This is a genomic window from Janibacter cremeus, from assembly GCF_013409205.1.
GTDB lineage: Bacteria > Actinomycetota > Actinomycetes > Actinomycetales > Dermatophilaceae > Janibacter > Janibacter cremeus.
Window position 1 is genome coordinate 2,252,973 of sequence record NZ_JACCAE010000001.1, and the last position, 12,590, is coordinate 2,265,562.

General features: G+C 71.7%; 13 protein-coding genes. 10 read left to right on the forward strand and 3 right to left on the reverse strand.

The window, feature by feature from the left end; all coding sequences use genetic code 11:
- The first annotated feature begins 10 nt into the window (after positions 1 to 10).
- From BJY20_RS10700 to BJY20_RS10720, 5 genes are all read left to right on the forward strand, one after another.
- The gene (locus tag BJY20_RS10700) at positions 11 to 865 is read left to right on the forward strand and encodes a Fic family protein (RefSeq protein ID WP_185991508.1); all 855 of its coding nucleotides are present in this window, start codon (positions 11 to 13) and stop codon (positions 863 to 865) included.
- Positions 866 to 1,204: 339 nt separating this feature from the next.
- Positions 1,205 to 1,930: a CpaE-like family protein gene (locus tag BJY20_RS10705; protein WP_185991509.1), complete on the forward strand. Its 726-nt coding sequence runs from the start codon at positions 1,205 to 1,207 to the stop codon at positions 1,928 to 1,930.
- A complete protein-coding gene (locus BJY20_RS10710) occupies positions 1,927 to 2,967 on the forward strand; it encodes a TadA family conjugal transfer-associated ATPase (protein WP_185991510.1) in 1,041 nt (346 codons plus the stop codon). Before BJY20_RS10705 ends, BJY20_RS10710 begins: the two co-directional genes overlap by 4 nt.
- Positions 2,964 to 3,641, forward strand: coding sequence for a type II secretion system F family protein (locus BJY20_RS10715; RefSeq protein ID WP_185991511.1), 678 nt, complete (start codon positions 2,964 to 2,966; stop codon positions 3,639 to 3,641). Before BJY20_RS10710 ends, BJY20_RS10715 begins: the two co-directional genes overlap by 4 nt.
- Positions 3,638 to 4,189 carry a type II secretion system F family protein gene (locus BJY20_RS10720; RefSeq protein WP_185991512.1) on the forward strand — a complete coding sequence of 184 codons (552 nt, stop codon included), beginning with the start codon at positions 3,638 to 3,640 and terminating at the stop codon, positions 4,187 to 4,189. The genes BJY20_RS10715 and BJY20_RS10720 overlap by 4 nt, the downstream gene beginning before the upstream one ends.
- 21 nt (positions 4,190 to 4,210) lie before the next feature.
- Here the strand turns inward: BJY20_RS10720 and BJY20_RS10725 are convergent, their stop codons facing one another.
- Positions 4,211 to 5,662 carry an alanine/glycine:cation symporter family protein gene (locus BJY20_RS10725; RefSeq protein ID WP_185991513.1) on the reverse strand — a complete coding sequence of 484 codons (1,452 nt, stop codon included), beginning with the start codon at positions 5,660 to 5,662 and terminating at the stop codon, positions 4,211 to 4,213.
- A 177-nt stretch (positions 5,663 to 5,839) separates the two neighbouring features.
- Here BJY20_RS10725 and BJY20_RS10730 point away from each other — a divergent pair, with 177 nt between their 5' ends.
- The 3 genes from BJY20_RS10730 to BJY20_RS10740 are packed head-to-tail and all read left to right on the forward strand — an operon-like array spanning position 5,840 to position 6,777.
- Positions 5,840 to 6,031: a DUF4244 domain-containing protein gene (locus tag BJY20_RS10730; protein WP_185991514.1), complete on the forward strand. Its 192-nt coding sequence runs from the start codon at positions 5,840 to 5,842 to the stop codon at positions 6,029 to 6,031.
- A gap of 19 nt (positions 6,032 to 6,050) precedes the next feature.
- Complete coding sequence (locus tag BJY20_RS10735) at positions 6,051 to 6,383, forward strand: TadE family type IV pilus minor pilin (RefSeq protein ID WP_185991515.1); 333 nt, start codon at positions 6,051 to 6,053, stop codon at positions 6,381 to 6,383.
- 16 nt (positions 6,384 to 6,399) lie between these two features.
- Entirely contained in the window at positions 6,400 to 6,777 is a 378-nt protein-coding gene (locus BJY20_RS10740; protein ID WP_185991516.1) for an Rv3654c family TadE-like protein, read from the forward strand.
- Between the two features lie 13 nt (positions 6,778 to 6,790).
- Here BJY20_RS10740 and BJY20_RS10745 read toward each other — a convergent pair whose 3' ends face one another.
- Positions 6,791 to 7,354: a hypothetical protein gene (locus tag BJY20_RS10745; RefSeq protein ID WP_185991517.1), complete on the reverse strand. Its 564-nt coding sequence runs from the start codon at positions 7,352 to 7,354 to the stop codon at positions 6,791 to 6,793.
- Entirely contained in the window at positions 7,354 to 9,699 is a 2,346-nt protein-coding gene (locus BJY20_RS10750) for a DEAD/DEAH box helicase (RefSeq protein WP_185991518.1), read from the reverse strand. Before BJY20_RS10750 ends, BJY20_RS10745 begins: the two co-directional genes overlap by 1 nt.
- 18 nt (positions 9,700 to 9,717) lie before the next feature.
- Here BJY20_RS10750 and BJY20_RS10755 point away from each other — a divergent pair, with 18 nt between their 5' ends.
- Positions 9,718 to 10,071: an anti-sigma factor antagonist gene (locus BJY20_RS10755; protein WP_185991519.1), complete on the forward strand. Its 354-nt coding sequence runs from the start codon at positions 9,718 to 9,720 to the stop codon at positions 10,069 to 10,071.
- Positions 10,072 to 10,249: 178 nt separating this feature from the next.
- Positions 10,250 to 12,586: a sodium-translocating pyrophosphatase gene (locus BJY20_RS10760; RefSeq protein ID WP_185991520.1), complete on the forward strand. Its 2,337-nt coding sequence runs from the start codon at positions 10,250 to 10,252 to the stop codon at positions 12,584 to 12,586.
- The last annotated feature ends 4 nt before the right edge of the window (positions 12,587 to 12,590 follow it).

Consider the following 12,590-nt stretch of genomic DNA (forward strand, 5'->3'; position numbering starts at 1 on the left):
CGCTGTGCTGGTGGCCAATCCCAGTCCCCTCCTGACCGCCCTGACCACGATCGCTGACCTTCCTGAGGTGTCAGCGGCGTCCGAGCACGTCCGGGAGGTGTGTACGCAGCTGCGGTGGCACGAGGCCTTGCGACGGCGCATCCCCGAGGCTGCCGCGGAGTCCCGGGTGCGCGGTGCCTGGGCGAGTGCCGAGCTCGACGGGGCCCGGTCGACCGCATCCATCGTGCGCGACCTCATGCGCGGTGCCCGTGAGCGCAACCCGGAGCCCGACCCCGCGGAGCGGGTCATCCACGGTGCGATCTCAGCGACGTCCGAGACCGAGCACCTGGGTCAGCTGGTCACCCGCTCGCCCGGTCAGGCCTTGGCGCGGCTGCACACCGTCGCCGCGGCCCAGCTCGTCGACGATGCGGACCAGCTGGGCCGGCCGCGTCGTGGGGGGGAGGGCTGCGAGGAGTTCGCTGATCTCGGGGTCGCCCCCACCGGACTCGAGCTGCGTGACCGGCTGAACGGCATCATCGAGCTCATGCAGGGCGCGAGTGGGGCCCCGGCGCTCGTCGTCGCGTCGGTCGTCCACGCGGAGATCGCCACTGTGCGTCCCTTCGTCGTGGGCAATGGACTGGTCGCCCGCGCGGTGGAGCGCGCTCTGATAGCCGAGACCGGGCTCGACCCGACACGTGTCGCGGTGCCCGAGGCGGGGCACGGGCACGAAGGGGGACCCGCGTACCTCGGCTCGTTGAACGGCTACGTCCACGGCGGCCAGCCGGGTCTGGTCCTGTGGCTCCAGCACTGTGGTGACTCGCTCGTGGCGGGCGCCGAGGAGGGCTGGCGGATCGCCGACTCGGTCCGGGCGGGTCGTATCGGCTGAGACCGCCCTGACGATTTCTGGAGGGTTCCCAGGGGTTGTCCTGACCCCTCGGATACGGTCTTCGGCGCATGTGAACACCCGTCGCAAATGTGACAGTTGTTAGGAATTGCGTTGTGTCCACAGACCGTTAAAGTTGGATGCAGCCGCTCCCCACGGGTTGAGCGGCAACGCGCGGCTCCCTCCCCCCGGAGTCCGAGCGTTGACGGCCCCGGCGCTCCCCCGCCGGGGCCGTCCTTTGTCCCCACGCGGATGTCCACACGCGCTCATCGCCCGTCGTGGCGGTCCACAGCAGCTCGAGAGCGGGCCCCCCAGGGCCGACACGTCGGCAGACTCCGGGGCATGCATCCCATGATTCTCGTCACCGGCGCCTCCGGTGGGTTGGGCGCCTCGACCCTCACTGCGGTCACCGGCACCGCACTTGCTCGGGGTCGTGCGCCGACGCTCGTCGACGCGGACTTCTCGGGTGGCGGCCTGGACGCCACCGTGGCGATCGAGCACCTCGACGGGCTGCGGTGGGGCGATCTTGCCGAGCACGAGGGGCACGTCGATGCGGAGGGGCTGCGTCGACGACTGCCCACGGGATCGGTGCCGGTTCTCGCGGCGCGAGGGCAGGCGCCGAGCGTCTCGACGACCACGGCGGTCGTCGAGGCCCTGGCCCACATCGGGCCGGTCGTCCTCGACGTGCCTGCCGGGCCACTGCCCGGGGAGCTGGCCGCGTGCGCGGACATCATCATCGTCCTTGTGGGGCTGCGCCCGCGATGGCTGCGGGACGGGGAGCAGTGGGTCGTCGGGCTCGGTGAGCTGTCCGAGCGGGCCCTGGTGGTCACCCGCGGTCCACGTCGGGCCGAGCGGGTGTCGGCGCAAGCCGCAGACCACCTCGGGCTGCCGCTGCTGGAGCACCTCGCCGACGATCCGGGGGTGCCGCGTGACGAGGCCCGCGGTCGAGCGCCCCGCCCCCGCGGGTCGGTCGGCGAGGTGGCTCGCGCCCTGGTGGAGGTCCTGCCCGCAGCGGGTGGGGTCGTCAGCGGCACGCATCACGAGCGTGCGCTGGGGCTGGTCTCGTGAGGTGGTCGAGTGCCATCGATGCACAGGTGCGGGCGGGACGGGCGCCGGACGGCTCGGCCATCGCCGACGTGGCCCACTCCGAGGCGGTGCGGCTGGGCGCCGGGGGAGCTCGACGGCGCACCGACGAGCTGCAGGCAGAGCTGATGGGGCTGGGGGTGCTCGAGCCGTTGGTGGCCGATGAGAGCGTGACGGACGTCCTCGTCAACGGCGACGGGTCCGTGTGGGTCGACCGTGGCGCGGGTGTCGCACCGGCCTTAGGCGTCGAGGTCGGGGACGCCGCTGCCGTCCGCAGGCTCGCGACCCGACTGGCGGCGATGGCCGCACGGCGGCTGGATGATGCCCAGCCTTGGGTCGACGGGTTGCTGCCTCGTGGGATCCGCCTGCATGCCGTCCTGCCACCGCTCGTCAGCGGCGGCCCCCACGTGAGCCTGCGCATCCCACGGCACCGCGGCGGTGGGTTGGACCACTTGGTCGACCTCGGGATGGCGACCCCCGCGCAGGCCGAGCAGCTGCGCGAGGTCGTCGGCCAGCGGCGTGCCCACGTCATCACCGGAGGGACGGGCACGGGCAAGACGACACTGCTGGCCGCGCTGCTGGCAGAGGTGCCGCAGGACGAGCGACTGGTGGTCGTCGAGGACGTCGGTGAGATCCAGGTGGACCACCGGCACGTCGTGCTCCTGCAGGCGCGCTCGGCCAACACCGAGGGCGCCGGGGAGGTGACGATGGTCGATCTCGTACGCCAGGCGCTGCGGATGAGGCCGGATCGGTTGGTTGTCGGAGAGGTCCGCGGGGCCGAGGTACGCGACCTGCTCCTCGCCCTCAACACCGGACACGAAGGGGGCTGCGGCACCCTCCACGCCAACCGCGCCGAGGACGTGATGAGCCGCCTGGAAGCGCTCGGTGCCCTGGCCGGCATGAACCGTGATGCGGTACGCGCGCAGGTGGCCAGCGCCATCGACGTGGTCATCCACCTTCGCCGGGTCGGCGGTCGACGGGTCGTGGACTCCATCGGCATGCTCCCCGATGGTGCGTCGTGAGCCTGCCCGTCATCTCCCTCGTCCTCGCCGCGGTGCTGTGCTGGCCGGGACGGCGCGTCGCCACCGGCGTTCCAGTGGGCACGACGCGGCCCGGACCGTCGTGGTGGCGAGCCCGCGCCTCCCCGCTGGACGACCTCGAGGGCCTGGCTCGGGTGGCCGACCTGATCGCGATGACGCTGCGGTCGGGGGCAACCCCGGTGACGGCCGTGGAGGTGGTGGCGCGCGAGGCCCCGCAGCCGTGGGCGGATGTGCTCGCCGAGGTGCACGAGCAGCTCTCCTCGGGCGGTCCCGCCGGCCAGGTGTGGCGCGCGCACGCGCAGCAGCGTCCGGAGCTGGGCGCGCTGGCCGGGGCGTGGGCGCTCAGCGAGGCCCTGGGCGTGGCGCTGGCGCCCTCGATGACGACGAGCGCGCAGGTGCTGCGCGCACAGGTCCAGGCGCGACGTCGTCTGGACGCCTCGACGTCCGGAGCGCGGGCCACGATGCGGATGCTCACGCTGCTCCCACTCGCCGGACTGCTCGCCGGCCTGACCTTCGGGCTCGCTCCTTGGGAGGTCTATGGCCACAGCCCGGTGACGATGGTCAGTGCGTGCGTCGGGCTGGGCCTGACCGCCATCGGCTGGATCGTCTGCCGCTGGGTGCTCTCCCGGGCCGTGGCCGCCGAGGTGCACCGGTGAGCGCAGTGGTCGTGGCCCTGGTGCTCACCGCCGTCGTGGCCTGGCCCTCAGCGGCCTCGCGGTGTGGGTGGTGGTCGCGTCCTGCGGATCTGCAGCCACCTCCTGCTCGGGACGGTGTCACTGTCGAGGACGTGGCCGACGCCAGCGTCCTGCTCGCCCTCGCCCTGCAGTCCGGGCGTGGTTTGGACCAAGCCCTCGAAGAGGTGGCGGAGGTGGCCGCACCGGGAGCGGCGGAGGACCTGATCAGGGTGGCAGCCGCCCTTCGCTGGGGTCGTCCGATGAGCGAGGCCTGGGGTTACGCCCGGGACGTCTGGGCGCCGACGGCGACGGCCTTCGTCGTCGCCGATGCCGTCGGCGCCCCCTCCGCGCGGGTCCTGCTCGATGCGGCCACGACCCTGCGTGAGACGGAGGCGCGACGACTCGAGCAGGCCGGCGGCTCGGCTGCGGTCATGCTCGTGCTCCCCTTGGGGTTGTGCTTTCTGCCGGCCTTCATCGCCACCGCAGTCATCCCGCTCGTGGCCGTGCTCGTCGGGTCCCAGTTGTCGTGAGAGGCCGGCGACGGTGACCGCTCACCGGACGGGTTCCTCGTCCTTGGTCCAGACCTCGATGTCCTCGTCGTCCCAGAGCGACACCCCCCGTGCCTGCGGCAGGTCCTTGCGGTGGAAGACCGGGTTGCGCCCTTGTGCCTTCTGCTCGCTGTAGTCGCGCAGCAGCGCCATCGTCAGGCCGGCCAGGGGCAGGATGGCGATGAGGTTGATCGTGGCCATGAAACCCATGAAGAGGTCGGCCAGGCTCCACACGAGAGCCACCGAGCCGAGCGACCCGCCGATGACACAGAGGACGACCAGGACCCGGAAGGCGGTCAGCGCGCGCTCGGAGCCGCTGAGGAAGCGGATGTTGGCCTCCCCGTAGTACGTGTTGCCCAGCACCGAGGACCAGGCGAGGAAGAAGATCACGACGGACAGGAACGGCCCGGCCCAGGTCCCGACCTGACCCTGCAGAGCGTTCTGGGTCAGCTGGATGCCTTGGGGCTGGTCCATCCCGAAGGAGGGGTTGCTCAGCAGGATGATGAAGGCGGTCGCGGAGCAGACGACGATCGTGTCGAAGTAGACGCCGAGCGTCTGCACGAGCCCCTGCTTGACCGGGTGCGAGACGGACGCGGTCGCAGCGGCGTTGGGGACCGAGCCCATGCCGGCCTCGTTGGAGAAGAGGCCACGCCGCATGCCCTGCATCAGGGCCGCACCGAAGGCGGCGCCGGCGATCTCGCGGAACCCGAGGGCGTGCTCGACGATCAGGGCGAACATCGCGGGGACGTGCTCGATGTTGATCGCGACGACGAACAGCGCGATGGCGATGTAGGCAACGGCCATGACCGGCACGACCACCTCGGTGACCGCGGAGACCCGGCGGACACCGCCGAAGATCACCGCAGCCGTGATCCCGGCGAGGGCGATGCCCACGACCCAGGCGATCAGGGTCTCGTTGCCGCCGATGTTGCCCTGGACGGACGCGGAGATCGAGTTGGCCTGTACGGAGTTGAAGACGAAACCGTAGGTGACCGTGATGAGCACGGCGAAGATGCCGGCGAGCCACGGCAGCCGCAGCCCGTCACGGATGTAGTAGGCCGGACCGCCGACGTAGCTGTCGCTGCCGCGGACCTTGTACAGCTGGGCGAGCGTGGACTCGACGAAGGCCGTCGCGCCGCCGATGAGGGCGAGCATCCACATCCAGAACACCGCGCCGGGGCCACCGAGCGTGATGGCGACCGCGACACCGGCGACGTTGCCCGTGCCCACGCGGGAGGCCGCAGAGATCGTGAAGGCACGGAAGGCGGAGATACCGTGCTCGTCCTTCGTGCCGGACGGCCTCTCGGTGATCGCACGGAACATCTCCGGCAGGAAGCGGATCTGGACCACCACCGACCAGATCGTGAACGTCAGCCCGGCGACGACGAGCAAGACGATCACGAGGTACCAGTAGATGTCGTTGATCCCGACGACTGCATCGACCACGGTGTCCATCTGGACACTCTAGGACGCCGCGGCCGGCGTGGGCGACAGGCGGAACTCGTCCACAACCGGGCGCAATGCGCACCCACCGTGCACACCTTCTCCGGCAACATCCTGCGCACCGGCTCAAGGGCGAAGGGTGGACCTCACCGCGGCGCACCCCGCGCCGCCCGAGGTGAGGAGCACCCCATGAGGAGAAGCATCGTGCGATGGCGTCACCGGGCACGACTGGCCTGCGAGGCCGGCATGACCACTGCCGAGTACGCGGTGGGCACGCTGGCGGCCTGCACCTTCGCGATCGTCCTGCTGGCGGTCGTGAAGTCGGGTTCGATCGAGTCGGGACTGACCGGTGTCATCGTCGAGGCGCTCGGTATCCGGTAGGGGAGGCGATGACGCGGGGATGGTGACGGCGGAGCTCGCCCTCACCTTCCCCGCGGTCATCGTGGTCCTCGTGATCTGCTTGTCGGCCCTCGCCTGGGGTGTCGACCAGGTGCGGTGCGTCGATGCGGCGAGGGTCGCCGTGCGCGAGGTGGCCAGGGGTGAGTCGACGGTGCGTGCCGTGCGGGACGCGCAGCAGACGGCCCCGGAGTCGGCGACCATCGAGGTGTCCCGTGCGGGTGCCGATGTGAGCGTCGCCGTGGCGGCACCCGCGCCGGTCGGGTTGGCCTGGATCGGGCAGGGCACGCGCTGCTCCTCCACGGCGCGGATGGAGTCGCTCGATCGTGCACCCTGAGCCGCAGGGCCCGCGAGTGGGCCGACGAGTCCGCCGATGTCGGGACGAGTCCGGGTCCGCCACCGTCCTGGCCCTGGGCGTGATCGTCGCCGTGCTCACGGTGACGATCGGCGGGCTGGCGGTCCTCGGCGTGCTCCGCGCCGCGCACGTGGCTCGCTCGTCCGCAGACCTGGCGGCGCTCGCCGCGGCCGGAGACTTCCAGCAGCACGCCGACCCGGTCAGGGCCTGTGCCCGGGCCCGCAGGGTCGCCCGTGGTCAGGCCGCGCGGCTCGTCGGATGCTCGGTCGACGTCGGGGGAATCGCGAGCGTGACCACGTCGGTACCGATCTCCCACCGGCTGGCCGGAGTAGGTCCGGAGGTCGCCGAGGGGCAGGCCCTCGCGGGGCCGGGGTGAGCGTCGCTGTGGCTCAGTTCCCAGTGGTCCCGGGCCCGCCGGGCTCCCGGTCGATCGGACGGGTGCCCTCGCGGGGGATGGCGGTGGTCTCGTCGGCGGCGCCCTGTCGGGGTACCGGGCGGGTCGGGTCACTGGGTGCGGCCGGGGCGGGATTCCCGGTGGGCCGGGTTGCGGCGGTCTCCTCGGCGCGGCGGCGTTCCTGCGCGAGGAGGCGTTCCTCCGCGACGCGGCGCTCCTCCAGCTGGCGCTCACCCTCCTCCTGCCGTGCCCGCTCGGCGGCCTCGGCCTCCTCGCGCTCCCGGCGCTCACGGGCCTCCAACTCGGCGGCCTTGTGCTCCCGGCGCAGGCGGGCCTTGCGCGCCAGCGTGGTCTTGATCAGGACCAGCCCGAGCCACAGGAGGAACATCACGACCATGCCGGCGATGACGAGCGTCAGCGGGTTGAGGGTGAGCGTGAGGGCGTCGAGGACGTGGATGTCGACGTCCTGCCCCATGGTTTCGGGTGCGGAGGCACCCATGAGCAGGGCGGCCCCCAGCAGGAGGGCGAGGAGCACGAGCACGAGTCCGAGGACGACCATCACGAGGTCCTTTCCGCTGGTCGGGTGGTGGTGCCCGGGTGGGCGTCCTCGTCAACTGTAGGGCGCAGGGCGCCGATCACGAGGTCAAGGAGCGCCACCGCTGCGCGCGCGTCCAGGGGCTCGTTGCCGTTGCCGCACTTCGGGGAGACGACGCAGGCGGGACAGCCGGCGCGCTCGCACCCGCAGCCCGCGATCGTCTCGCGGGTCATCGTCAGCCACTGCTCGATCCGCTCGTGGGCCCGCGCCGCGAAGCCGGCACCCCCGGGGTGGCCGTCGTAGACCATGATCGTCGGCAGCCCGGTGTCCGGGTGGCAGTCGGTGGACACCCCACCGATGTCCCACCGGTCGCAGGGCGCGAGCAACGGCAGCATCCCGATGGCGGCGTGCTCCGCCGCATGCGCCGCACCCGGGACGTCGGGCTCGGCGACCCCGACGTCGGCCAACGACTGCGGCGTCATCGTCCACCACACCGCCCGGGTCGACAGGGTGCGCTCGGGCAGGTCCAGCGGGTGGGTCCCGATGACCTCGCCACCGGGCAACCGCCGCAGGAAGCCGGTCACCTGCCGCCGCACGTCGACCCTGCCGAAGCTGACCCGCACCGGGCCCAGATCGACGCCGCTCTCCTCGGCGACGATGTCGAAGGCCGACACCGACTGCGACTGAGTCGTCCAGCCGGGGTCACCGCGCACCACGGTCGCGGTCGCCCCCTCGAGGTCGAGGTCGGTGACCACCCACGTCCGGCCCTGGTGCACGTGGACCGCGCCGGTGTGCACCTGGGCGTGCGCCGCGGCCTCGTCGATGGTCCCGACGACCCGGCCGGACCTGGCTTCGACGATGCTCACGACATCGCCGATACCGCGCAGGGAGACGTGCTCACCCGGCCGGTCCGGTCGCGTCCAGAACCACCCGCCCGGCCGGGATCGCAGGATGCCGCGCTCCACGAGCATCGCCAGCACGGCCTCGAGGGGCTCGCCGAACCACTGCTCGTCGGCGAGCGTCACCGGCGCCTCGGCGGCGGCGCAGGCCACGTGCGGCACGAGGACGCGCAGGTTCAGCGGGTCGAGGACGCTCGCCTCGACCGGTGCGTCGAAGACCGCCTCCGGGTGGTCGACGACCCAGGAGTCGAGGGGGTCGTCGGCGGCCAGCAGCACGGCGAGGGCGTCCTGTCCGTCGCGCCCGGCGCGCCCCGCCTGCTGCCACACGGAGGCGAGTCGTCCCGGCCACCCGGCCATGAGGACGACGTCGAGCCCGGCGATGTCGATGCCCAGCTCGAGCGCGTTGGTCGCTGCGAGGCCGAGCAGCTCCCGCTCGCGCAGTCGACGCTCGATGACCCGTCTCTCCTCGGGGAGGTACCCGCCGCGGTAGGCCGCGATCCTCCCTTCGTCGGCCATGCTGACCTGGCGTGACGCCGACGAGGCCAGCGCCTCCACGCCGGCCCGCGACCGGGCGAAGGCGAGTGTCTGCACGTCCCGGCCGACCAGCTGCGCCATGAGCTCGGCGGCCTCGGTGGTGGGGGAGCGGCGGGCGCCCTCGTCGTCCTCCGGTGGCTGCCACAGGCCGAAGGTCAGCGCTCCCCGGGGGGACCCGTCCTGCGTCACGGCGAGCACCTCGTCACCGATGAGCCGGGAGGCGTGCCCGCCGGGGTCGCCCACGGTCGCCGAGGCCAGGACGAAGGTCGGGTCCGCGCCGTAGCGTCGCGCCACCCGCCGCAGCCGGCGCAACAGCAGCGCGACGTGCGAGCCGAAGATCCCCCGATAGACGTGGCACTCGTCGATGACGACGTAGCGCAGCCGCCGCAGGACGTGGGCCCAGCTGCGGTGCCCCGGCAGCAGCGAGTGGTGCACCAGGTCGGGGTTGGTGAGGATGATGTCGGCGTGGTCGCGGATCCAGCGGCGCTCGTCGGTGGGGGTGTCCCCGTCGTACGTCGCCGCGCGGATCCCGGGCACCGCCCAGGACTGCAGCCGGGCGAGCTGGTCGGCGGCCAGCGCTTTGGTGGGGGAGAGGTAGAGGGCGGTCGCCCCCCTGCCGTTGGCCGCGGACCGGCCCTCGAGTACCGAGGTGAGCGAAGGGAGGAGGTAGCCGAGCGACTTGCCCGAGGCCGTGCCCGTCGAGAGGGCGACGTGCTGTCCGTCCCGGGCCGCCTGCGCCGCGCTCGCCTGGTGCGACCACAGCCGGTCGATGCCGGCGCCCGCCAACGACTGTCGAAGGGGTGGTGCGACCCAGTCGGGCAGCTCCACATCGATGGCCGGTCGGGCCGGGATGCGCTCGACGTGCCGCAGCCGCCCTTCGCGCCCGTCGGTCAGCAGGTCGAGCAGCTCGTCGGCCTCTGGGCGGGGGGTGGACATGTGCTCTACGGTAGGCCGGTGTCCATCTCCGTCACGACCAGCGAAGCCGGGGAGGTGCACATCGTCCATGTTGCCGGTGAGATCGATGTGACCTCCGCCGCCGTGCTGCGCGACGCCCTGGAGGCTCTCATCGCCGACGGACGTCGTCGGCTGACCCTCGACCTGACCGACGTCACCTTCCTCGACTCCACCGGGCTGGGGATCGTCGTCGGACGCCTGAAGCGGCTGGCGCGCCACGGCGGGACCATGACCGTCGCCGTATCGCACGCCCGGGTGATGCGCGTCTTCACCATCACGGGGCTCGACCGGCTTCTGGAGATCCGGTCCGACCTGGACTCCGCCGTATGCGCGGCGCAGGCGCCCGTGTCCTGAACCGACTGTCCTGACGCAGCCTCGCCGGTGCCCCCGCCTGCCGGGGAAGGCGAAGGGGAAGGATCCTCTCGTCGCACGTCCCCACGCGAGAAGGTTTCCGGAGCTAGGGTGTGGCCACGGCTGTGGTCGCCGTCACACGTGGCCCCGGCCGTGACCCTCGTCCATCAAGGAGGATGGCATGGCCGGTACGCAGGTGTCCCTGACCGCAGCGTCGTCGCTCGATCTCGACGGTGCCAACCTGACCCTGATCAGCGGTGTCGCAGTCATCGGGCTGATCGCCCTCGTCCTGGGTGTCGTCCTGCGGCGCCAGGTGATCGCGGCGGGAGCCGGCACCGAGCGCATGCAGGAGATCGCCGGTGCGATCGAGGAGGGAGCCCACGCCTACCTGCGACGGCAGTTCAGGACGCTCGTGATCTTCGTCGTCCTCGTCTTCATCCTGCTGCTCTTCCTCCCCGCCGACTCGGCGGGCGTGCGCTGGGGCCGCTCGGGCTTCTTCGTCCTCGGCGCCGTGTTCTCCGCGGCCATCGGGTACCTGGGCATGAGTCTGGCGGTCAAGGCCAACGTCCGCGTCGCCGAGGCGGCCCGCACGACGGGCCGTGACGACGGCGTCCGGATCGCTTTCCGCACCGGTGGCACGGTCGGGATGTTCACCGTCGGACTCGGCCTGCTCGGCGTTGCGATCGTCGTCCTCGCCTACCACGGTGACGCGCCCCGCGTTCTCGAGGGCTTCGGCTTCGGTGCCGCGCTGCTCGCGATGTTCATGCGTGTCGGCGGCGGGATCTTCACCAAGGCCGCCGACGTCGGCGCCGACCTCGTCGGCAAGGTCGAGGCCGGCATCCCCGAGGACGACCCGCGCAACGCCGCGACGATCGCCGACAACGTCGGGGACAACGTCGGCGACTGCGCCGGCATGGCCGCCGACCTCTTCGAGTCCTACGCCGTCATGCTCGTCGCCGCGCTGATCCTCGGCTCGGCGGCCTTCGGTGCCTACGGCCTGGTCTTCCCGCTGCTCATCCCGGCCATCGGCGCCGTGACCGCCATGATCGGCATCTTCATCACCCGGGCGCGGGCCGACGAGTCGGCCCTGGACGCGATCAACCGCGGCTTCTACATCTCGGCGGTCATCTCCGCCGTGCTCTGCACCGCTGCCGCCTACCTCTACCTCCCGGGCAGCTACGCGCAGCTGGGCACGTCCGACCAGGACATCGACGCCCTCATCGGTGATCCCCGCCGGGCCGCGCTCCTGGCCGTCATCCTCGGCATCGTCCTGGCCGCCGTCATCCTGCGCATGACCGGTCACTACACCGGCACCGACAAGCGCCCGACCGAGGACGTCGCCCGCACGACCGAGACCGGCGCGGCGACCTTCATCCTCTCCGGCATCAGCCTTGGCCTGGAGTCCGCGGTCTACAAGGTGACCACGATCGCCGTCGTCATCTACCTGGCCTTCCTGCTCGGTGGCTCCTCGGTGACCCTCGGGCTGTTCTTCATCGCCCTCGCCGGTTGTGGCCTGCTGACCACGGTCGGGGTCATCGTCGCGATGGACACCTTCGGCCCGGTCTCCGACAACGCCCAGGGCATCGCCGAGATGTCCGGCGATGTCGACGAGGAGGCCGCGCAGATCCTCACCGAGCTCGACGCCGTCGGCAACACGACCAAGGCGATCACCAAGGGCATCGCCATCGCGACTGCGGTCCTCGCGGCCACGGCGCTCTTCGGCAGCTACACCGACGCCTGGACCTCCACCGTCCAGACGATCGAGGAGGGCGCGGTCTCGCAGGACCGGATCTCCGGCTTCGAGCAGATGGTCAACACGCAGATCGTCACCCCGAGCGTCCTCGTCGGCCTGCTCCTCGGCGCCGCGGTCGTCTTCCTCTTCTCCGGGCTCGCGATCAACGCGGTGACCGTCGCGGCGGGCTCGATCGTCCACGAGGTGCGTCGCCAGTTCCGCGACCAACCCGGGATCATGGCCGGCACCGAGAAGCCGGACTACGCCAGCGTCGTCGACATCTGCACCCGCGACTCGTTGACCAAGCTGGCGACTCCCGGTCTGCTCGCGGCACTGACCCCCGTCGTCGTCGGGTTCGGCCTGGGCATCGGCGCCCTCGCCGGGTTCCTCGCCGGCGCGATCGCCTGTGGCGCCCTCATGGCCGTCTTCCTCGCCAACTCCGGTGGTGCCTGGGACAACGCGAAGAAGATCGTCGAGGACGGGCGCCACGGCGGCAAGGGTTCGCCGGCGCACGAGGCGGCAGTCATCGGCGACACGGTCGGCGACCCCTTCAAGGACACCGCCGGACCGGCGATCAACCCGCTGATCAAGGTGATGAACCTCGTTGCCGTGCTCATCGCACCGGCCATCGTCACCCTCTACCTCGGTGACTCGGGCTCACAGATGATCCGGTGGACGATCGCCCTGGTCGCGCTCCTCGTCCTGGTCATCGCCCTCGTGGTCGCCAAGCGTGATGATGTCGCGATCTCCGACACGCAGGAGGAGCCTGTGGGCGAGCGGGCCTAGGCTC